Raw genomic sequence first — 21,218 nt, 5'->3', positions numbered from 1 at the left:
TCCGCCCCTCCTCAGGCTTAGTCAGCGACCAAAGGCCGCGCACTCAATGGTTGAAAGCGTTGGCCGAATTCAGCCAAGATGCTATCCATGAGCTGTTGATCAGGTAGAACCTTCTTGGTCACAATCTCATGCAAGATGACATCGTAGTTATCTCGGAAGAAGGTCATAAGTTGGTCTTGATAGTCTTCAATCATTTCCAGTGGTACAGAATCCATATAGCCATGAATCAAGGCATAGAGGATGACCACTTGTTCTTCAACTGGCAAGGTCTTGTGCAGCTTCTGCTTGAGCACCGCTACGGTCCGTTTCCCACGGTTGAGCTTGTGTTGGGTTGCCGCATCTAGGTCTGAACCGAACTGAGTGAAGGCTTCTAATTCACGGTAGCTAGCCAAGTCAATCCGCAAGGTCCCAGAGACCTGTTTCATTGGCTTAAGTTGGGCTGCCCCCCCTACCCGGGAAACTGACAGACCGGCATTAATAGCTGGTCGAATGCCCGAGAAGAAGAGATCACTTTCCAAGAAGATTTGACCGTCGGTAATGGAAATGACGTTGGTTGGAATGTAGGCGGAGATGTCACCAGCCTGGGTTTCCACGATTGGCAGTGAGGTCAAGGACCCACCACCTAAGGCGTCACTAAGTTTGGCACTGCGCTCTAAGAGGCGTGAGTGCAAGTAGAAGACGTCCCCTGGATAAGCTTCACGACCTGGTGGTCGTTTGAGCAGGAGGGACATTTCACGATAGGCCGCCGCTTGTTTGGATAGGTCATCGTAGACCACCAAGACGTGCTGACCATTATACATAAATTCTTCCCCGATAGCGGTCCCTGAATAAGGCGCTAGGTAAAGTAAAGGCGCAGGTTGTGAGGCAGAAGCCGTCACGACGACGGTATAGTCCATGGCGCCATACTGTTCTAAGGTGTTGACCAGGTTCTTAACCGTGGATTCCTTCTGACCAATGGCCACATAGATACAGATAACATCCTTACCCTTTTGGTTAATAATGGCATCAACCGCTAAGGAAGTCTTACCAGTCTTACGGTCCCCGATAATCAGTTCCCGTTGACCACGACCAATTGGTACCAAGGCGTCAACGGCCTTAATCCCTGTTTGCATTGGCTCATTCACACTCTGACGGTCCATGATACCAGGCGCAGGTGTTTCAACTGGACGGGTGCGGTTGCTGTCAATCCGGCCTAAGCCATCCAATGGACGACCTAAAGGGTCCACAACACGACCCAATAGACCAGGACCTACTGGGACTTCCATGATTTTACCCAGACGGCGGACTAAGTCACCCTCGTGGATATTCTCATACTTACCGAAAATAATAATCCCCACATCATTGGATTCTAGGTTTTGCACCATGCCGATAGAGCCGTTGGCAAACTCGACCATCTCACCCGACATGACATTCTCTAACCCAATAACACGGGCAATCCCGTCACCGATAAAGGTGACCGTCCCGATCTCTTCTAAATTGTCTTGCGATCTAAAGCGGCGGATCTGTTGACGTAAACGATCTTCTAAACGCTCTGTCATCTACGATTCATCTCCTTGTAACCAGCCTTTTTCTAAGAAGGCACGTATTTCTCTTAATTTCTTCTGCCCTGTCACTTCATAGTAGAAGGTCTCTGACTGCAGGCGGACCCCAGTAATCAAGCTAGGATCGACCACTGTCGTAATACGACGCAGAGGCTTCTTGGTAATTTCCATGAATTTGCGGGTCATCTTTTCCTTCTCATCTTCAGTCAAAGGCACGGCACTGGTAATCATCAAGGTCTCAGAACGGACTTGGCGACGACGTTCATCATGGTTCTCATAACCACTTGAAATTTGTGCCATGAGCTTGTCTAAGAGACGGTCCTCATACTGGGTTCGGTTCTCGTCCCGAACCTGATCCGCATCAGAAGATTCCCCTGCTTGATTACTAGCCGCAGCCTGGGCGACCTCACCATGATAGGTTTCTAGGTATTCTTGTTGCATCTTGCGCAACAATTTATCTTCGAAGGTTTTCTCCCGCTTCTTCTTAGCCTCTTCCATATCAGCAATTTGAGGACGCTTGAGAGAGACAGAGGCTTGCTTTACTTCTTCTGTCATGATAAATCATCCATTCCTTCAATAAAGTCGTCCACTAAACGGTGATAGTCTTCTGGTTTGATTTCCCGTTGGATAATCTTCTCAGCAATCTCAATGGAGATGTCAGTCAATTCTGCCCGTAAGTCACTTAACATACGGCGACGTTCCAAGGCAATATCCTTCTGAGCAGTCTCCTTCATGCGGATAACCTCTTCTTTGGCTTCCTTGAGCATGGTGTCTTGAACTTGCAGGCTTTGTTTCTTGGCTTGCAAGATAATTTGAGTTGCTTCCGCCCGTGCGTCACGCAAGGCTAATTGCGCGTCACGGTTGGCGTCTTGGGCAGCTGCCTTCTCAGAAGCAGCTGTCTGAATGTCGTGGTCAATGACCTGTTTGCGCTCTGACAAAATCTTAGTCAGTGGGCCCCAGGCAAAGTGTTTCACGATGAGAAGCAAAATCACGAAGGCCACCAAGGTAACAATGGTATGGCCCAACGAGGTATTGATACTTGTATTTAATAACAGCGTGTTCATATATAGCCTCCCGAATTTGACCTTCAAGTGTCAGCTGGCTTATTTGAAGGCGAAAAGTAATGCGATAACGACCGCAATGATTGGCACGGCTTCAATCAGACCGACACCCAAGAACATGGTCATCCGTAATTTACCTTCCAATTCTGGTTGGCGAGCGATTGATTCGATGGTCTTAGAAATAACCATCCCGTTCCCGATTGATGCCCCTAATGCAGCGAAGGCAACAGCGATTGCAGCAGCGATTGCGTAATCCATAATATATCTCCTTTAATCAATAAATATAGTCAGTTTATTCGTGTTCCGTCTCAACCTTATGGGACATGTAAACCATGGTTAAGGTGACGAAGATGTAGGCTTGAATGGAACCTACAAAGAGTGAGAATCCTTGCCAAATAATTTGGATCAGAATCCCGACAGGCCAAGTGACTAGACCGGCAGAGGTTGCCAGGTTAGCAATCAAGCCCAGTAGGACTTCACCCGCGAAGATGTTCCCGTAGAGCCGTAAGGCCAGGGTAATCGTGTTGGTGAACTCTTCAATGATTTTCAACGGAATCATGGCCTTCATTGGCTTGGTATAGCCGTTAATCAGGTAACCCTTGAAACCTTGTTTCTCAACCCCAATATAGTGGGAGAGCAGAATCATTAAGGCTGCCATGGACAAGCAGACGATTGGGTCAGCCGTTGGGCTACGCCAATAGGAATGTTCGCCATAGTTAAGCATGAATGGTAAGCCCAGCATGTTAGCCACGAAAACAAACAAGAACAATGTCAGCCCAAGTAGCTGGTACATTTGGGCATTGGGATCCGTAATGGCCCCACCCACGATACCGCGGACAAAGTCGATGATGGTTTCTAGGAACAATTGCGGTTTACCCGGTTGGTCAACCGACAGTTTACGCGTACACCAAACGCACAAGCCCCATATCAGGAGCACTGTCGCAATGGTCGCCAGCACTGTATTCCAACTGAAGGCTAAGCCAAAGAGTTCAAATATGCGTGATTCTTCCACACGTCTTCCCTTCTTTCCTCCATTGTATTTTTTGTGCGTTCGTAAGAGATTGACTACAATTCCATAGAAAAGCACACATTATTACTCTACTATATCACTTTCAAATCTGCTTGACAATTCAAGTGACCGCTTCCAAATAACGAATTTTAGAGTTTGATTTTTTTATAAAATATTTGTTCGTTTAACATTTCGATACTAGGCGTCTCAATGCTTGATATAAGGACCCCAAGCCCCATAAAAAGACACTAAAAATACATTTTCTCACGGGGCCTCTTATCTATAGTTTTTTCTTATAGATAGGGGCTGCTACTAGCCTAAGTAGCAAGCAAAAAAGGCGAACTCACCAGGGAGTCGCCCTCTTGGCTTCTAAGCCGCCTAGCTCAAGCGCTAATCGACCTATAGGTATTGTGCTAGAATGGCTTCTAACTTAGCTTGGTCATGGTAGCCGATGAGTTTTTCAACGGGCTGACCATCTTTCTTAACCAAGAGTGTTGGAATAGACATAATGCCAAACTCTTGGGCTACTTTTTGTTCTTCATCTACGTTCATCTTGAAGAATTCTACTTGACCGTCATATTTTTCGCTGAGCGCATCGATAACTGGCCCTTGCATACGACAAGGCCCACACCATGGTGCCCAAAAGTCAACAACGGTTACGCCTTCTGCAGTTGAAGTTAAAAATTCAGCATCTGTTAAATGTTTTGCCATAATACAGACTCCCCTTTTGCTTGTGATACTCCTATTGTATCACTGGACTGTGAGGACGCCTATTTTTTTGCTCACTACTTGAAATAAACAATGGTCGAACCATTACCACCGGCATTGGCTGGCGAATATTCGAAGCGGTCAACCTGAGGGTGTTTGGCTAGAACTTCCTTAACCCCCTGTCTCAGTGCCCCGGTCCCCTTACCATGAATAATAGTAACCATAGGATGGTTGGACAGCAGTGCTGCATCCAAGTACTGGCGCAGACGATAGAGGGCTTGCTCATAGCGCTCGCCCCGCAAGTCTATGCTAGTCTGCACCTTAGGTCCTGCTTGGCGGTGAACATTGACCTTGGTCTTGGTCTCCACTTGATTGAGCGGTTCTAGTTCTTCCTGCTCAAACTTCATTTTAAGAATGCCCATTTGGACAATGTATTCCTTGCCCTTGACTTCGATAATGGTCCCGCGTTGGCCATAGCTTAAGACTTCCACATCGTCCCCTACCTTGAGTTGACGGTTGTTCTTAGCCTTCTTAAGGACCTTATTCTTCTTGAGATTTTCGGGTTGTTTGAGTTGCTCAAAGCCAGCTCGTTTTTCAATTAAGACATGTTCCTTGATGGTCTGATTCTGGCCTTGTTCTAACTGCAGGTCACGAATTTCCTGAATCAGGGCTTCGGCCTGAGCCTGAGCCTGGGCCACCTTAGCATTTGCTTCTTGTTTGGCCTTGTCTTGCAGGCGTTCCTTGGCTTCTAGCCAGCGATTGTATTCATGTCGCAAATCGGCATGCAGTTGTTGGGCCTGCTCCAGCAATTCTTGGGCTGCTTCATGGTCTAACTCAGCCTGACGCCGCTCTTCTTCCAGCTTGGCCACCATGTCATTGAGGGCCTGACTGTCTTCCTTAATCCCTTGACGGGCTTCTGCTAAGATACTTGGATCCAAGCCCAGACGCCCTGAAATATCAAAGGCGTTGGACCGGCCCGGCACCCCTAGCAAGAGGCGATAGGTTGGCGACAGGGTCTGGGCATCGAATTCCATGCTGGCATTGAGAGTATTGGCTGTCTCATGGGCATAGAGCTTGAGCTCAGGATAGTGAGTGGTCGCCATGACCAGGGTCCCTATTTTACGCAAATGGTTGAGGATGGCCATAGCCAGGAGGGCCCCTTCTTGAGGGTCCGTCCCCGAACCCAATTCGTCAAAGAGGACCAAGGACCGGTCGGTCACCTGATTCAAGATGCTGACAATATTGGTCATATGGGAACTAAAGGTGGACAGGTTCTGCTCAATGGACTGCTCATCTCCGATGTCGGCATAGACGGCATCGAAAATGCCCAGACGACTCTCCGCCTCAGCCGGGATATGGAGACCAGACTGCCCCATCAACTGCAAGAGACCTAGGGTCTTAAGCAAAATGGTCTTCCCACCTGTGTTAGGCCCGGTAATAATCAGGGCTTGATAATGCTCACCCAGAATAATGTCGTTAGGCACAATCTTGTCAGCCGCAATCAGGGGATGACGGGCTTGGTAGATGGCCACGATTTGCTGATCCGATAATTTAGGTCGAGTGGCCTCTAGCGACTTGGCATAGTGGGCGCGGGCTTGGATATAGTCCAAATGGGCCACAACCCACTCGTTGCGCTTGAGTTCTTCTTGATAAGGCATGAGGGCTTCAGACAGGGCCATTAAAATCCGTTCAATTTCTTGGCGTTCAGCCCGCTGCAATTCAGCCCGCTTGTTGTTGAGTTCCATAACCGCCTGGGGCTCAATATAGAGAGTCTGCCCCGTTGAAGACTGGTCGTGGACCGTCCCGCCAAATTGATGCTTGTACTCTGCCTTGACCGGCAAGACATAGCGGTCATTCCGCATGGTGACTAAGGCATCAGATAGCTGGCTGGCCTTGGACTTAAGCAGTTGGTTGAGTTGCAGGCGGATTTGCTGCTCCATCTGGCCTTGTTGGCGACGGATGCTAGCCAACAGAACCGAAGCCGACGAGAGGACCGAGCCATCTTCGTCAATGGCTTGGGCCAGTTCCGCTTCAATTTCTGGTAAGGTCACCACTTGGTAGACCCAGGCCGTAAGAGCCGGATAGGTCTTCTCTTCGGCTGCCAACTGGTCGAAGAACTTCATGAGTTGATGGATGGTCGATAGGAGCTTGGCAATGCCGGCCAGTTCCTGACCATTAAGGCTAGCGCCTAGTTCCAAGCGTTTAAGTGCCATGTCGATATTTACTAGGCGTGGAATCGGTAATACTTTTCCTTGCATCAAAATACCGAGCGCTTGCTCGGTTTCTGACTGCCATGTTTGAATAATGTCCAGCTGGTCGCTAGGCGCCATGGCTTGAACCAGGCGCTCAGCCGACTCTGTCTGGAGATAATGTTGCACGGCTTGTTTGATTTTACCGAATTCCAAGGTGCTAAAAATCTTCTGATCAGTCACCTTGAATTCCTCCTTTGATATTAACGATTGTTGTTGTTATTGTTGGGATTGGCCTGGAGCCAGAGACGGTTGGCCATATCAGATAAGACAGGTGTTTGCGACACGACCCGATAAGCAATCGGGTTATTAACAAATTGTTGTTGGATGCCTTCTAGCGGTACCAAGGATAAGGTAAAGAGCGAGAAGAAAATCCAGATATAGGCGATAAGGACACTAATCAGCCCGCCCCCGATGTGGTTAGCCCATTTGAAAACTTCATAGAAGGCTAGCTTACGGAAGAAGAGACTAATAAACTCAGTCACTAACCAACCTGCTACTACAATGGCAATATAGGCCACGACCCGATAGAAGGCCTGGTCGATGACGAAGCTAGTGGCTTGGTCATAGAAGGTCATCTGGGTATTCTGTTGAACTGATGGGAAAGGAATAAAGTTAGAGATAAAACGTGCCAATGGTTGATAGTGGCGATTGGCAATGGTCATGGCGATGACAAAACCAATCAGACGTACCACTTGCATGACCAAGCCACGGCGATAACCGCGGTAGAAGGCATACAAGAGAATCAAAAGCATGAGTAAGGTTAACATGAAGGAATTCCTCCTTAATTACATTATGTATTACTTTCTGGTAAAGGGAACCTGAGGGCTGGCCTTCTTAGGCTCGGCTACTGGAGATTTAGGGGCCTGAGCTTGAGCGCTGCCCTTGGCTTGCAGGCTTTGGAGCTGAGCTTCCAATTCTGCAATGCGCTGTTCCTTAACTAGTTGATCAGATAAGGCGTTGACCGACATGAGGATGGCCCGATCACGTGCCGACATGTCAGGGGCTAACTCGGCTAACTGAGCCAATTGGCTGTTAACTAATTCTACCACCTGATTGAGGTGAGTCGCTGAGCGATTTCCCACAATCGTATATTCGGTACCTTCAATTACGGCGCGAAAACGTCGTTTATTTTCCATGAACAGTCACTCCTTAGCTTGATTAACCTTAGTGTATCAAAAAATAAGTACAAAAGAAACTAAAAGCAATTTTGCCAAGGCCTCTCGCTTGGTGGGCAAAAGGGTCATGACAAGGACTGAGAAATTGTGTATACTGATAAGCGTTGAAAACAAGGAGGAAGAGACCATGACGGCATTATGGAAAGGACGACTTTATACGATTTTGGGGGCAGCCTCTTGGGGCCTATCGGGAGTCTGCGGTCAGTACTTGATGCAGACAGCCCAAATTCCAGCTCGGATTGTCGTCTCGATTCGCATGCTACTAGCAGGTCTCATTATGACGACCTATCTCTTGGCCTGTCAGCGGCCCCAGCTCAAAGCCCTAAGCCAAGATAAGCGCAGCCTAGTCCAGCTAGTCATCTTCGCTCTCTTCGGGATTGTGCTCTGTCAGCTGACCTATCTGGAAGCCATTGGGGCCTCTAATGCCGGGACTGCCACCGTCCTTCAATATACCAGCCCTATTCTGGTCATTGCCTATGTCAGCCTCAAGACCCGCCAGGCCCCAACTGGCCAACTGCTAGCTGCTATTGCTTTGGCCATTCTGGGCACGGCCCTGATTGCCACTCATGGCGACATCACCAGCCTGAGCCTAACACCGGCTGGCCTAAGCTGGGGCTTAGTTGCGGCTGTCGGCTACGCCCTCTACACGGTTTTGCCAGCTGACCTCTTACAGCGCCACAACGCCACCTTGGTGACTGGCTTAGGCTTACTACTGGGCGGCGCTAGCCTCTTCCTGGCTAACCAGACCTGGACCTATCCAATTGACTGGCAGCCACTGACTATTCTTGCTATGGCGGGCTTAGTGGTGGTCGGCACCCTCTTGGCCTACACCCTCTTCCTTAAGGGGGTCGCCTTGGTGGGGCCTATGGAAGCCTCTCTCCTAGGGGCTTCAGAGCCCATCTCAGCCGTATTCTTCGCCTTCTTATTGATGAGCGAGCATTTCTACCTGATTGATTTATTGGGCATGGTCCTAATTATCGCGGCCGTTGTCTGGGTCTCCCTGCATCCTAAGGCGGCGCCCCATCCCGTTAATGACTAGCAAACATCTAAAGAGGAGAGAAAGACTTTCTCTCCTCTTTTTAAGCAAGAAAAAAGGAACTAGGATATAACCTAGTTCCTTTTTGGCCTTTGAGCCTGATTTGACGTCATTAGTTTTTAACTTGCTCACGTCTAACGACGAATCCTGCCACAATCACTAATACAAAGCCTAAGCCAATTAAGAGGATTGAGCTAGCTTCACCTGTTTTTGGTAATTGCTTCTCTTCCTTCTTGCCTGGGTCTTTGCCTGGATCTTCAGTCTGACTTGTCTCTGCAAGTCGGTTAACGAAGACCACGCCGGTTGCATTTTCTGCTTGGACTAGCAATTGACCTTGACCGTTATCAGACACGGTGACTTTAACTGTGTAAATCTTGTCATCATAAGTCATGCCTGGTTCAGAACCTTTTACTTGACGAAGCGTATAAGTGTATTCGCCCGCTGCATCAAATGTTAAGGCCGGGAAGACGACTTTACCATTTTCATCATTCTTAAGCGCGTGAAGCACCTTGCCGTCTTTATCCACTAATTCAAGAGTGAATTGGTCCTTCTTGACTGGTACGTCTTCTTCTTTAGGGCCTTTTTTGATGACTGTCTTAGCATCCACTACTAAGCTAGCTGCTCCAGCCTTGTAGCTGTTAGAGAATTCTGCCGGCTTAGCATTGCTAGCCTTGGCTTCTAATTGCCCTTGCCCATTGTCAGTTACAGCTACTGTTAGATCGAATTCGCTTGCGTCATAAGTGTAGCCTGCGGCCCCTTCATTCTTCTCACGAATCTTGAAGCTATAGTCGCCTGCTGCATCGAAGCTGAGAGCTGGGAACTCAACAGAACCATCTGCCTTGTTCTTAGCGGTGCCAACTACTTTACCGTCTTTGTCTACTAATTCAAAAGTGAATTGGTCAGCGACTAAAGTGGCGCCTGCTAATTTCTTACTTGCTTTAACTACTAGGCTAGTAGCTGCTGCTTTATAAGTGTTAGCAAAACCTTCTTCTGATGCGTAAGTGGCTTTCGCTTCTAATTGACCTTGACCGTTGTCAGTAATGGCTACCGTCACTTCAAGCGTCTTGTCATCGTAGGAGTAACCAGGTTTTTGATCGTTCACTTCACGAATTGTGTAAGTGTGGTTACCTGCCGCATCGTAGTTTAAGGCTGGGAACTCTACAGAGCCGTCTGCCTTGTTCTTAGCGGTGCCAACTACTTGGCCAGTCGCTTTGTCCACTAACTCGAAAGTAAATTGGTCTGCTGCTAAAGTAGCACCCGCTAATTTCTTGCTTGCTTTGACAACTAGGCTGGTTGCTGCTGCCTTATAAGTGTTAGTGAAGGCTTCGCGGTCGTATGTCACTTGAGCCGTCTTAGCACCCGCCTTGTCGGTTACTTTAACAGTTGCTGTGATCTCATTTTCGTCATAAGTCACACCTGGCAAGTCGCCTTTGAATTCGCGAATCTTGTAGGTAAATTCCCCTTCTGTCTTGAACTTAACTTTCTTGAATTTAACAAGACCGTTATCGTCGTTCTTGGCAGTCGCCACGACAGAATTGTCTGCTGCGTTCACTAATTGGAAGTCGAATTCTTGGGCCTTTAATTGGCGACCTTCCAACTTCTTATTCACTTGGAAGACCACCACGTCTGAACGAGCACCCGTCCCGACACCATCCGTCGTTTTTAATGGCGCAAAGCCATCAAATTCTTGCTTATCTGTGTCAGAAGTGAAACTTACGTGGTTGATAGCTCGTTTGGTGACAGGATCAACCGGTTCAGTAATACGAGTTTGGTAGATTAGGTAGAGACCACGTCCGTCTAAGCTACCACCCTTGTTAGGAATCACTGTGAAGTTATTGTCATCTTCATTGGTGATCGTTGTACCCGCAAAGGAGTCTACCCGAGTCCCATTTTCCCAGTCGGTGAAATAATACCCTGTCATCTCACCAACAAATTCTTGGCCTTCAGGGATGGCGTCTTTAATTACAACATTGGTCACACCTGCCTTGGCATAGCGGTTAACGCGAATTCGCCAGTCGATTAACTCTGGGTTGTCTTTGTTTTGTACGCCCCACTTGGTATAACCAGTTGGGTCTTCATCAACCACAATACGCGTCAGAGCGTAATCACCAGCACCTGGCATGGTAAAGTTTTGAACGACATTCTTAGGCACACTATCTGCCCAAACCGCCGTAAAGGACATGGTGAGTGTCTTCTCTTCATTGAGTTTAGCAAAATAGGCTTCGTTGGTAATGGTTAAGGTCGCTGTATTGGTTGCTGGATCTACCACCACATTCCCAACAACTTCGCCACCAGCCGAAACTTCTGTTAGGCCGGTTGCCTCAACTTGGAATACATTAGGTACTGTATAGGTAAGGGTATCCCCATTTTTCAAGGTCACCTTGTTAGGAATCTTGTAGGTTGGGGTAATGTAGAATTTCCCTTCCCCGTATTTCCCATTTTTTTGTACCGGATGTGTATTGATGGTGAAGTTGGTTGTCATCTCATATTGAGATGGCTGAACCTGCGCTTGCGGAAAATGCCCAGCTTGTGCGTCTGCTTCTGCATCTCCCTCTTGAGCAGTATCTTCCTTGCCTTCCTCACCGTTTGCAGCATTCTCAGTAGCTGGCTGAACTGCTTCTGTTGCTGGTGATGCCGGGGTCGCTGCTTCTTGCGCTAAGGCCACAAGAGAGCTAGCGAAGACTTGCAGAACCATCAGCAAAACAATCAGAAGACTGTGCAACTTATGTTTTTTCAAATAATCACTCCTATCCCCATATTACACACTCTCTAGCGGCGGTTTTCTAGCGAGTCAGTGTCTTTTGGAATGTTTGATGGTAGTATCTACCAACCTCATTCTACCAAAACCGTCAAGATTTGTATATAAATTTTGTGTATTCTAGAACCATTAGTAAATCGCTTGCATAAGCGCTATAATACAAGCTTCTTAATAGGCACCTACCTAAAAAAACACCATAAAAGCAAAAAGCGACCTGCTTACTTGACTAGTAAACAGGTCGCTATTCTTTTGCCTATGGCCTACTTAAGCTTGCGAGCTAGAGCCAGGGCTTTTTCCGTATTCTTGAAGTGGAGCTTGGCCGTTTCTCTTAAGACATCAGGGCCGAACTTTTTAATGAGCTTGGCTGCAAAAGCATCCACATTGGCGCCTGCCCCACAACACAAAAATAATACCGACTTACCCTATTCATAAAAATAGAGTCAAAGCATCTATCACTTTGATTCTTTAGGATGCATTATTTCTTTTCTCTAAAGTATAAATACAAAGTAACCGAAGAAGAGATAATGGATCCTAAAATTATAGTCATAAAAATTACGAAATTTGAAGGAATTCCTTTTTTATTTAGCGCACCCCAAAAATACCCTATAGCTTTCGTGGAGACAAAAAAGATAATAAGAGCTACAATCAAGTAAATAAACTTTTTGGAGCTCTTTCTAGCATTTTGACTCTGCTCATTTTTTTCTTTCCACTTTTCTACTAATTTATCTACATTATCCTGGCTAGCCCCCTGGAATCTAACTGTCCCACTCTGAAACGCTGTGATAGTAACACCATTCACTTTAGCAAAAAATACAGAATGTTCAACTGGATCTTGTAAATATTGTTCATAATATTTTTTCATTCCTTGGATTTCTTCCAATTTTAATGTGATACTCTTTTCTGCCATTTAATTCTTCACCTCACCATACTCAGCTGTTAAAGAAAATGCACTTTCTCATTTTTACACTATTGAATTATTCTTATTTAATCTTATTATGGTATTATACGGTATTCCAAAGCATAAGTAAATCATTCGCTTAATGAATTGATCATTCTGAATTACTAAAGAGCTGTTTTATGATTCCTGAGTTATTACAACAATTACATGATGCTAACTCACTTCCTTCGTAAATCGCTCGCATAAGCGCTATAATACAAGCTTCTTGATAGGCACGTACCTAAAAAAGCAAAAAAGCGACCTGCTTACTCACTCGCAAACAGATCGCTATTCTTTTGCCTCTGGCCTACTTAAGCTTGCGCGCTAGGGCCAGGGCTTTTTCCGTATTTTTGAAGTGGAGCTTGGCCGTTTCTCTCAAGACATCAGGGCCGAACTTTTTAATGAGCTTGGCTGCAAAAGCATCCACATTGGCACCTGCTCCTGACGGCAGGACCACATCATAAGGCGCCCCAAAGGTAGTTAGGGACTCCAGGAACCAGGCCCGGGCTATGATAGAGGCGCAGGCCACCGCCAAGTGGGCACTCTCCCCTTTCTCAGCGAAATAAAGTCCCTTGGTCAGGGGATGTGCTTCCTTCTTCAGGTAGTTAAAATAGTTCTGAGGGCTGGTAAACTCATCAATCAGAATCCCTTGCAGGGCCAACTTCTGGCGGGCAGACAGCTTGGCCAGCAGCTTCTGAATGGTAAAGTTATGGAGGCTAACCTTAATGGCATTGGCATTGCGGGTCTTGTTGGCCTCATTATACTTGGCTGGCGAACAAATAGTCAGCTCATGTGTTAGAACTTGGCGCAACTTAGGAGCTAGATCCAGAATCTGGGCATCCGTCAGAAGCTTGGAATCCTTGACACCCAGGCCTTCAATTTTAGCCCGGTCACCGGCATCTAAGTAGACGGCGCAAACCGTCAATGCCCCAAAGTAGGAGCCATTGCCCACCTCGTCGCTACCAATAATGGTCCAGTTAGCGAAATCCTGAGGTAAGTGGCTGTGATTGGCTGGCTTAGCCTTAGTTGAAGTGACGCCCGCCTTGGTGCTTGGCGCCGAAGTCGCCTGGCCCTGCCAGCGAGCTACCTGGGCTTCCACATCCTTGCCCTGGAAGAGGACCTTACCACTGGCATAGGCTGTAATGGTGACGCCGTCGACTTGAGCGCGGAATTCACTATGAGGCACCGGCTCTAGCAGGTAGTCGGCATAAGTTGCTTTCATTTGGGCGCGAGTGGCTGCGTCCAGTTGGAGAGTGACTGAGGCCATGGGCAGGCTCCTTTCTATATTGGGTAATCTCTTCTAGTATTTTACCTAGCAAAAAACACGCCGTCAACCGGCGTGTTTTCTTAATTTCTAGGCTTAGCCTAATTTGTTGTAGTATTCAACGACGAGGGCTTCGTCGATTTCAGCGTTGAGTTCGCTACGTTCTGGTAAGCGAGTCAAAGTCCCTTCGAAAGCAGCTGCATCGTAAGAAACGAAGTCTAAACGAGAAACAGTGTTTTCCAAAGCTTCCTTGATGATTGCTAAGTCGCGAGAAGATTCACGCAAACCAATCACTTGACCTGGTGTTACCAAGTAAGAAGGAATGTCCACACGCTTGCCGTCAACAGTCACGTGACCGTGGTTTACTAATTGACGAGCTTGACGACGAGTGGTAGCAAAACCTAAACGGTATACCAAGTTGTCCAAACGAGTTTCCAATAAAGCCATGAAGTTTTCACCGTGTTTACCGGTTTTGATCTTACCAGCTTTGCGGAACAAGGTCGCGAATTGACGCTCGTTCATGCCGTAAGTGTGGCGTAATTTTTGTTTTTCTTGTAATTGCAAACCATACTCAGAGATTTTCTTACGTTGGTTGCCGTGTTGACCTGGTGCGTAGTTACGGCGTGCTAACTCTTTACCAGTTTCAGATAATGAGATGCCTAAGCGGCGAGATAATTTCCAAGATGGACCTGTGTAACGAGACATTCTTGAATTCCTCCAATAAAATAGATTTTTGTTTGGAGTAAAATAATCCTAAAAAACCGAATGCGTGCAGGTGATGTGAGGCGTTCGCTTTTCTGCAGCCGCAGTTACTAACCTACCCCAAGGGGCAATCAACTGTTGACGCGCTTTCCTTTTTCATGCTGCATTATTTTACACTCTTACGATTATAGCAAATTCTTTTGGCCCTGACAAGTCTTGTCGCGCAAATATTTTAGCCTAGTCACTCCTACTTAAAGTCACAGGACTCTAGGTGGTCATTTACGATTCCCACTGCCTGCATAAAGGCATAAACAGTAGTTGAACCCACGAACTTGAAGCCCCGTTTCTGCAGGTCTTTACTTAGCTTATCCGATAAGTCTGACTTGGCTGGCACCTGGTCGATTGAAGTCCAGTGATTGATAAGGGGCTGACCCTGCACAAAGCTCCAAATATAGTTGGAAAAAGAACCAAACTCCTTAGAGACCGCCAAATAGGCTTGGGCATTAGTGGTGACAGCCTTAATCTTCAGGCGATTACGTACCACACCAGGATCGGCTAACAAGGCCTCCCACTTGGCTTCATCATACTCGGCCACTACTTGAGGCACAAAATCATCATAGGCTTGGCAGAGAGTCTCCATCTTAGACAAAATGGTCAACCAGCTGAGTCCAGCTTGCATGCCTTCCAACACCAACATCTTAAAGAGATAATGGTCGTCATAAGAGGGCACGCCCCATTCGGTGTCATGATAGTGAGTCTCTAAAGCATGCTTGGTGGCCCAATCACATCGTTTCATTAGATAGCCTCCCCCATACGCTCTAAGAGTTCCATAACCAAGCTAGCAGATTCCTTACCAGCTAAGAGAATAAACTCATCGAAAGTGATGTTAGCCTGGTCATCGGCAGAGTCCGAGATGGCCCGAATGACTACACAAGGCGTCTTGAGCACATAGGCCGCTTGGGCGATAGCGGCCGACTCCATTTCACAGGCTAAGGCAGTTGGGAAATTGGCCTTAATTGGAGCCTGTTGACTTGGTCCCGCTACGAAGGCATCACCTGACACAATCAGACCCCGATAGACCTGCTTGCCCTTGGCTTGGTAGAGTTGAGCTGCTAGGTCTGACAAGGCTGAGTGGGTCTCATAGGCAGCAGGCATACCGGCCATTTGGCCAATTTGATAGCCAAAGGCTGTCACATCCGCATCATGATGGCGCAATTGATCTGCTACCACCACATCCCCTACCTTGAGGCCATGGCCCAGGGCGCCGGCGCTCCCGGTGTTGATGACCAGGTCCACATCAAAAAGCTGCTTGAGCAAGGTCACCGTCATAGCAGCATTGACCTTACCAATCCCAGATTGGACCAAGACCACGTCCTGGCCAGAAAGTTGACCTTGGTAGAAGGTGTAGCCGGCCACAACTTGCTCCGATTCCTGCTGGAGAGCTTGCTTGAGCAGGCGGATTTCTTCTTCCATGGCGCCAATAAGTCCGATTTTCATAGATTAACTCCTTTTTCTGATTAAAATACAAACATGATGACCATGACAATGAGTAGCAAGACAGCTACCAGTATCAGGGCATTATTAAGGAAACGATCCAGTCGCAGGCTATAAGGTCCCTTGACTTTAGGGGGCTTGCTAGGAGCCGGTGCGGGCTCTTCTTCATATTGGTCGTATCCCTCATCGTACTCGTCATAAGCCACATAGGCCTGATGGTCATCATCATAATAGGCCTCACTCCCATAAGACGAGTCTTCATAAGCTGAATAGTCTTGGTAATAAGATGAAAGCTCATCCGGAATTTCCTCAACTTCATGATAGGCATAGGGATCTTCTTGCCAATTCTTACTAGAATAGACCTGAGTTTGGCCCAAGTCCTGGTCTTGGTCTTCTAGAGATGGCCAATCCGCTTGCTTGCTTTCTTGGCTGGCGCCCCCCTTGACATAGTCTTCATATTCCCGTCGATGCTTGTCCTTGCCGTGGTAGCGTGACATGCGCGTTTCGGTCTCAGGCATGCAAGCCACCTCCTCCTAACCAGAGTTGGAGGGCGTAGAGGGTCTTGAGGTCAATCACTTGGCCTTGATCTAGTAAGTCTTGGACTTGCTGACGCGTCATTTCAAAGAGTTCAATGCCCTCATCATCGTCTTGAGGCAGCGGATTCTCGACTGAAACCAGACCATGGGCATAATAGAGGGTTAACTTCTCGTCTAAGAAGCCTGGTGAGGCATAGAAGTCGCCCAGATTCTGCCAGTGGGCTGCCTGATAGGTGGTTTCTTCTTCTAACTCACGCTTGGCACCTTCTAGGGGCGTATCTTGGTCGCCCTTATCTAGAATACCAGCTGGAATTTCATAGGTGTCAGCGTCGATGGCTGCCCGGTACTGCTTGACCAAGAGGACCTTGTCTTCTGGCGTGACGGCTAGAATGGCCACCGCCGGTTTCTTATGGATAAGCTCACGCTCAACCACCTGGCCCTGGTCCAATCTTACCTGATTAAGGTAGGTTTGCAGAATGACGCCATCAAAGATTAACTGGGTCGACACCATGCGGGATGATTGATTAAAGCTGACTTCATTGGCTGCAATTTTCATAGAGCAGACCTCCTTTTACTACTTGACTCTAGCATAGCCTCTCCCCTGCCATAAAGCAAGAAAAAGGCCACGGCTTAAGTCTTACTTAAAAATAGGCCTCAAGTCCGATATACAAGTTCAAGTTCTGTGCTACAATAGAGACAGTAAAACAAATAAGGAGGTTTTGAATATGTGGTTACATATGTGGTTACATATGCGGTTACTAGGTCAATTAACGATTGTCAGTCCTTTGATTGTCACTTCCCTTGTACTCCACCTAGCCTATCGAAACTTAGATTTCTCCAGCCGTTTGGCAGCATATAAAAAAAGTATTCAACGTCGTGCCGGTCTTGGCATCGGCCTACTCTTCGTCTTGAATTTCCTATTCAAAGACTTATTTGGCGGAGGCTATGGCTTGGCCTCACGCTTAGTCTGGGCTTTCTTCCTCTATGGACTGGGCCTTCTAATCCTAACCACTGGCTTCCAGCTGATTAATAAGCTCAAACCTGCTGACTGGGTCCGTTACTTCTTCTATATTGGTATTGCCTGCACCATCCTGGCTGTCAATGCCATTGTCTCAGGCCAACACATGGACTTTGAATGGATCATCGGTCTCATCTTCCTAGAGCTATTCGGCTTGGCCTGCGTGACCGGCTTGGTGGTTCTAGCCAAGTTTGCCGGACCTAGCGAGGAAGCCCCCTATAAGACTTCTGTCACACGCACAAGCAGCAACAAGGTCCAACACTACCGCCAAGCAGGCTTGTCGGATCAAGAAATTCAATTCTTACGCGAACAACTGGCTACGGCCAAACCTCAAATCCAAAGCATCGAGCAGGAGTTCAACCAAAACGCTAAGCTCCGTACCTTGGAAGTTCGCTACAATACCGTTAAGGTCTGCCAAAACTACTTCAAGGACATCGTCAATCAGCCTAAACGCCTGGTCGAAGCCAGCGACTTCCTCTATAAGTACTTGCCTTCCCTAGAAGATATTCTTAAGAAGTATAATGAAATTAACGGCCACGTTGCCAAGAACAAGCAAACCTACATGATTTTAGAAAAATCAGCGGCCACTATTGAGAAGCTCTGTCAATCCATTAACGATGCCTATGTCCACTTCCACCAGGAAGATCTCAAGGCCATGGAAGATGAACTCTACGTAGCCAATCGCACCCTTAAGAGCCAAGAAGCGCTCCAATCAGATGAAAGTGTTGAAGATCTCATTAACCTTGGAAAGGATGAAGCCTAATGTCACAACGTCCCGATTTATTTGAAGAAATGCAAGACCAAACACCTAAAACTAGTACGGTAGAAGACTTGCTGGGTAATCCCTTCGACCTAGAAGAGGCGCCTAGCCCTGCCTCCCCACACAATGACCTAGTGGATGCCGAAATGATGGCTAAGCGGGCCGTTACCACTGAAAAGCTGATTGACCGCCTGCCAGAACATCGCCAACAACAGGCCTATGATTTGGCTAAGCAGATTGACGAGCAGAATATGAGTGCCGTCATCGCCTACGGCTCCAATGCTCAGAAGAAACTGAGCGAGTTCTCCCATGGCATGCTCAATAAGGTCCAACTCAAGGATACAGGTGAAATTGCCGACGTCCTAACCGACCTCATGCACCAACTGGAATCTTCTAACCCGCGTGACTTAACGGCCTCTCCTAATATCTTCCAAAAATTCTTTGGTAAGATTAAGGCTTCCATTGCCGAAACCCAAGCCCGCTATCAGAAGATTGGTACTTCCATTGACCGCGTGGCCATCCGCCTAGAACGCGAGAAGAATGAGTTACTTAACGACAACCTCATGTTGGAGCAACTCTATCAGAAAAACAAGGACTACTTCGAAGCCCTCAACATCTACATCGCAGCCGGCGAGCTTAAGATGCAGGAATTGCAGGAAGAGATTATCCCTGCTGCCATCGAAAAGGCCAAGACTTCCGGTGACCAAATGGATGTCCAAACCGTCAACGACCTCAATCAATTCTTAGACCGCTTGGACAAACGGACCCACGACCTGCGCTTAACCCGCCAAATGACGGTCCAACAAGCGCCACAAATCCGTATGATTCAAAATACCAACCAGGCCTTAGCTGAGAAGATTCAAGTCTCCGTCCACACGGCCATTCCGCTCTGGGAGAACCAGGTCATGATTGCCTTGACCCTACTCCGTCAGCAAAATGCCGCGGTTAGCCAACGCCAAGTCTCCCAAACTACCAACGACTTGCTCAAGCGTAATGCCGACATGCTCAAACAATCGGCGATCGACACAGCCCGCGAATCCGAACGAGGTGTTATCGACATTGAGACCTTACAACATACGCAAAACAGCTTGATTGAAACCATCGAACAAACCCTGGAAATCCAACGCGAAGGACGCCGTCAACGTCAAATCGCCGAACAGGAACTCCAGCTCATGGAAGGTCAATTGCGTGATAAGCTCATGGCGATCTCCAACGAACAACAAGCCTACCTAGAAGAATAAATAGATTCCCCCCGGACAGGAAGTCAACTTCCTGTCCTTTTTCTATTCCCTGCCCTCTTGTAAGAAATTGAAAAGGGTCTTATAATAGAAGTAGAGAGAGAGGAAAGGACTCGCTATATGTTTAATGAATTATTTAATGACAAGCAACAAGCCCTCTATTTATTCGACGCCCAGCGTCAGGCCTTTGCCTTAATTCCGGAGCAAAAGCGCCCCATCTATCTAGCCTGCCATCATCGTAACTTCTTAATTCTGGTCGTCTTCGCCATGATTTCGCTAGCACCTGCTAGCTCCATCTGGCTGAATTTAGCCATTTGCGCCACCCTCTATGGCCTCATGACCTGGTACTACCTGACCAAGTTGACACCTAAGGCTGACTGGCAAAGTCTGACGGCTGACCTAGCGGTCTATCCGACCTTCTACAAGCGTTTTGACTTATCCAAGCTCAAGCTCAACATTAGTCTCTTTGTCTTGGTCTTATTGGCGGTCTTGATTGGCATTAGCCAGCGGGTCAGCCAATCCCTAGTCTTAGAAATTCTGCTAGCGCTGGCTATCGCCTATGAAGCCCTACGTCAGATTCTAATCTTCCTGGCCCTCCGCCAAAATCCCCTGCCCCCAATTTCAAGCAAGCAAGTCAGTCCAAGACTCAAAAGTCAAGTGCTCAAGAAAAAGAAAAAGTAGGTGATTCTCATGTCTGCCCTATTCAGCCTTATTCCCATCTGTCTGCTGATTTTCGCTGGCTATCTCTACTGGTTCCGCGACCATATTGTCACACTCTTAGAATTAAGTTCCCATCGGGAAATTGTCGTCCTGAGCGTGGCCTATGCCAGTCTGGCTCTCTTGGGGCTAGTCTTAGTAGTGCTCAAGCAATTTGAATGGTTGCTGGGTCTCCTCATCCTAGTCTCTGTGCTCAGTGCCATCTTAAGCTTGGTTCTGACTCGTTTTATGAAATAGTTGCTATAAAAATAGCCCACCAGAGTCCCAAAACTGGTGGGCTATTTTTTGTGTTCCGGCCCTCTAACAGGACATGATTTGAAGCCCTTTTCAAAGAGTGGTATAATAGTTGCATAGTCAAGTGTCATTTTCAGAATGATTTGCACTTGCTAGAGAAAGGAAGATGATTATGAGTCATAAATGGCTCCGGAAACTTCTGCTATCCGGACTTAGTCTCTGCCTCCTAACAGCTGGTCTCCCAGGGACAGCTCATGCCCAAGAGAGCAATTCACCCCCACCAACTGCCGAAGACAAAAATGTTTTCGGTGAAAAAACAGCGGTTTACGGTAATGAAGATGCCGGCTATCTGCAAATCCCTCTTCGCTTCGTGCCTGTCGAAGGCCAAAGCAAGGACGAACAAGCCTACCGCTTCCGCGATGAGGCCAGTGGCCAAGAAATCGTCTGGGGCATTCGCGATGTCAAGTCGCCAACCGACGACAAAATTCCTCAAGACTTCAAAGACCTGTCGCCTGTCTATTGGATTGGCTTCCTCAATTTGCGCGAGCGGATTGGTGAAGGTGGCACCAACAATATGGGAGAATTTGCGACCGTCAATAATTTGACCTTCTACCATGTCGCGACTACCCTACCTGACCGGGCTGAATCTACCTTCTACTATCTCCGCCTTAACAATAAGGAAGATGTCATTCTACTGACCATCACCGGACCTGACCGGGCTGCCATAGATAAATTAGCCCCTATTATGTTTACCTGGTCCCCAACCAAGTATGAATAG

23 protein-coding genes are annotated in these 21,218 nt (G+C 47.5%); 6 read left to right on the top strand and 17 right to left on the bottom strand.

What is annotated here, in order from left to right:
* Window positions 1–17: 17 nt before the first annotated feature.
* The 9 genes from atpA to zapA form a co-directional block, all read right to left on the bottom strand.
* Window positions 18–1,538 (bottom strand): F0F1 ATP synthase subunit alpha, encoded by a 1,521-nt coding sequence (gene atpA, locus GCWU000182_RS06080; protein WP_023391927.1) that lies wholly within the window; start codon window positions 1,536–1,538, stop codon window positions 18–20.
* Window positions 1,539–2,096 (bottom strand): F0F1 ATP synthase subunit delta, encoded by a 558-nt coding sequence (locus tag GCWU000182_RS09645; RefSeq protein WP_023391926.1) that lies wholly within the window; start codon window positions 2,094–2,096, stop codon window positions 1,539–1,541.
* Window positions 2,093–2,605: a F0F1 ATP synthase subunit B gene (gene atpF, locus GCWU000182_RS06070; protein ID WP_023391925.1), complete on the bottom strand. Its 513-nt coding sequence runs from the start codon at window positions 2,603–2,605 to the stop codon at window positions 2,093–2,095. Before atpF ends, GCWU000182_RS09645 begins: the two co-directional genes overlap by 4 nt.
* A gap of 39 nt (window positions 2,606–2,644) precedes the next feature.
* Entirely contained in the window at window positions 2,645–2,860 is a 216-nt protein-coding gene (gene atpE, locus GCWU000182_RS06065) for a F0F1 ATP synthase subunit C (protein WP_023391924.1), read from the bottom strand.
* A 34-nt stretch (window positions 2,861–2,894) separates the two neighbouring features.
* On the bottom strand, window positions 2,895–3,614 hold the full coding sequence (atpB, locus tag GCWU000182_RS06060) for a F0F1 ATP synthase subunit A (RefSeq protein WP_035364204.1): 720 nt from the start codon (window positions 3,612–3,614) through the stop codon (window positions 2,895–2,897).
* A gap of 396 nt (window positions 3,615–4,010) precedes the next feature.
* Window positions 4,011–4,322, bottom strand: a complete 312-nt coding sequence (gene trxA, locus GCWU000182_RS06055) for a thioredoxin (RefSeq protein ID WP_023391922.1) — start codon at window positions 4,320–4,322, stop codon at window positions 4,011–4,013.
* A 74-nt stretch (window positions 4,323–4,396) separates the two neighbouring features.
* Window positions 4,397–6,751 (bottom strand): endonuclease MutS2, encoded by a 2,355-nt coding sequence (locus GCWU000182_RS06050; RefSeq protein WP_023391921.1) that lies wholly within the window; start codon window positions 6,749–6,751, stop codon window positions 4,397–4,399.
* Between the two features lie 20 nt (window positions 6,752–6,771).
* On the bottom strand, window positions 6,772–7,338 hold the full coding sequence (locus GCWU000182_RS06045) for a CvpA family protein (RefSeq protein WP_023391920.1): 567 nt from the start codon (window positions 7,336–7,338) through the stop codon (window positions 6,772–6,774).
* 30 nt (window positions 7,339–7,368) lie between these two features.
* Window positions 7,369–7,707 (bottom strand): cell division protein ZapA, encoded by a 339-nt coding sequence (zapA, locus tag GCWU000182_RS06040; RefSeq protein WP_023391919.1) that lies wholly within the window; start codon window positions 7,705–7,707, stop codon window positions 7,369–7,371.
* Window positions 7,708–7,873: 166 nt separating this feature from the next.
* On the opposite strand from zapA, the gene GCWU000182_RS06035 reads away from it, so the two are divergent.
* On the top strand, window positions 7,874–8,785 hold the full coding sequence (locus GCWU000182_RS06035) for a DMT family transporter (RefSeq protein WP_051372936.1): 912 nt from the start codon (window positions 7,874–7,876) through the stop codon (window positions 8,783–8,785).
* A 109-nt stretch (window positions 8,786–8,894) separates the two neighbouring features.
* Here GCWU000182_RS06035 and GCWU000182_RS06030 read toward each other — a convergent pair whose 3' ends face one another.
* The 8 genes from GCWU000182_RS06030 to GCWU000182_RS05995 form a co-directional block, all read right to left on the bottom strand.
* Window positions 8,895–11,519 (bottom strand): Spy0128 family protein, encoded by a 2,625-nt coding sequence (locus GCWU000182_RS06030; RefSeq protein WP_051372935.1) that lies wholly within the window; start codon window positions 11,517–11,519, stop codon window positions 8,895–8,897.
* A gap of 496 nt (window positions 11,520–12,015) precedes the next feature.
* Window positions 12,016–12,447, bottom strand: coding sequence for a DUF3378 domain-containing protein (locus tag GCWU000182_RS06025; RefSeq protein ID WP_023391915.1), 432 nt, complete (start codon window positions 12,445–12,447; stop codon window positions 12,016–12,018).
* Between the two features lie 337 nt (window positions 12,448–12,784).
* Window positions 12,785–13,744 (bottom strand): ribonuclease HIII, encoded by a 960-nt coding sequence (rnhC, locus tag GCWU000182_RS06020; protein ID WP_023391914.1) that lies wholly within the window; start codon window positions 13,742–13,744, stop codon window positions 12,785–12,787.
* 93 nt (window positions 13,745–13,837) lie between these two features.
* Complete coding sequence (gene rpsD / locus GCWU000182_RS06015; protein WP_023391913.1) at window positions 13,838–14,446, bottom strand: 30S ribosomal protein S4; 609 nt, start codon at window positions 14,444–14,446, stop codon at window positions 13,838–13,840.
* Window positions 14,447–14,690: 244 nt separating this feature from the next.
* Window positions 14,691–15,239, bottom strand: coding sequence for a DNA-3-methyladenine glycosylase I (locus GCWU000182_RS06010; RefSeq protein WP_023391912.1), 549 nt, complete (start codon window positions 15,237–15,239; stop codon window positions 14,691–14,693).
* The gene (locus tag GCWU000182_RS06005; protein WP_023391911.1) at window positions 15,239–15,940 is read right to left on the bottom strand and encodes a 5'-methylthioadenosine/adenosylhomocysteine nucleosidase; all 702 of its coding nucleotides are present in this window, start codon (window positions 15,938–15,940) and stop codon (window positions 15,239–15,241) included. Before GCWU000182_RS06005 ends, GCWU000182_RS06010 begins: the two co-directional genes overlap by 1 nt.
* 20 nt (window positions 15,941–15,960) lie before the next feature.
* Complete coding sequence (locus GCWU000182_RS06000; protein WP_023391910.1) at window positions 15,961–16,455, bottom strand: hypothetical protein; 495 nt, start codon at window positions 16,453–16,455, stop codon at window positions 15,961–15,963.
* Window positions 16,448–17,029 (bottom strand): NUDIX hydrolase, encoded by a 582-nt coding sequence (locus GCWU000182_RS05995; protein WP_023391909.1) that lies wholly within the window; start codon window positions 17,027–17,029, stop codon window positions 16,448–16,450. Before GCWU000182_RS05995 ends, GCWU000182_RS06000 begins: the two co-directional genes overlap by 8 nt.
* Before the next feature lie 169 nt (window positions 17,030–17,198).
* On the opposite strand from GCWU000182_RS05995, the gene GCWU000182_RS09640 reads away from it, so the two are divergent.
* From GCWU000182_RS09640 to GCWU000182_RS05970, 5 genes are all read left to right on the top strand, one after another.
* Window positions 17,199–18,254: a 5-bromo-4-chloroindolyl phosphate hydrolysis family protein gene (locus GCWU000182_RS09640; RefSeq protein ID WP_023391908.1), complete on the top strand. Its 1,056-nt coding sequence runs from the start codon at window positions 17,199–17,201 to the stop codon at window positions 18,252–18,254.
* Window positions 18,254–19,492, top strand: coding sequence for a toxic anion resistance protein (locus GCWU000182_RS05985; protein ID WP_023391907.1), 1,239 nt, complete (start codon window positions 18,254–18,256; stop codon window positions 19,490–19,492). The genes GCWU000182_RS09640 and GCWU000182_RS05985 overlap by 1 nt, the downstream gene beginning before the upstream one ends.
* A 117-nt stretch (window positions 19,493–19,609) precedes the next feature.
* Window positions 19,610–20,170: a hypothetical protein gene (locus GCWU000182_RS05980; protein ID WP_023391906.1), complete on the top strand. Its 561-nt coding sequence runs from the start codon at window positions 19,610–19,612 to the stop codon at window positions 20,168–20,170.
* A gap of 9 nt (window positions 20,171–20,179) precedes the next feature.
* Window positions 20,180–20,443: a hypothetical protein gene (locus GCWU000182_RS05975; protein ID WP_035364200.1), complete on the top strand. Its 264-nt coding sequence runs from the start codon at window positions 20,180–20,182 to the stop codon at window positions 20,441–20,443.
* 169 nt (window positions 20,444–20,612) lie between these two features.
* The gene (locus tag GCWU000182_RS05970; protein WP_035364197.1) at window positions 20,613–21,218 is read left to right on the top strand and encodes a hypothetical protein; all 606 of its coding nucleotides are present in this window, start codon (window positions 20,613–20,615) and stop codon (window positions 21,216–21,218) included.

This window comes from Abiotrophia defectiva ATCC 49176 (genome assembly GCF_000160075.2).
Classification (GTDB): domain Bacteria; phylum Bacillota; class Bacilli; order Lactobacillales; family Aerococcaceae; genus Abiotrophia; species Abiotrophia defectiva.
This window is presented reverse-complemented; position numbering and strand designations above follow the sequence as displayed.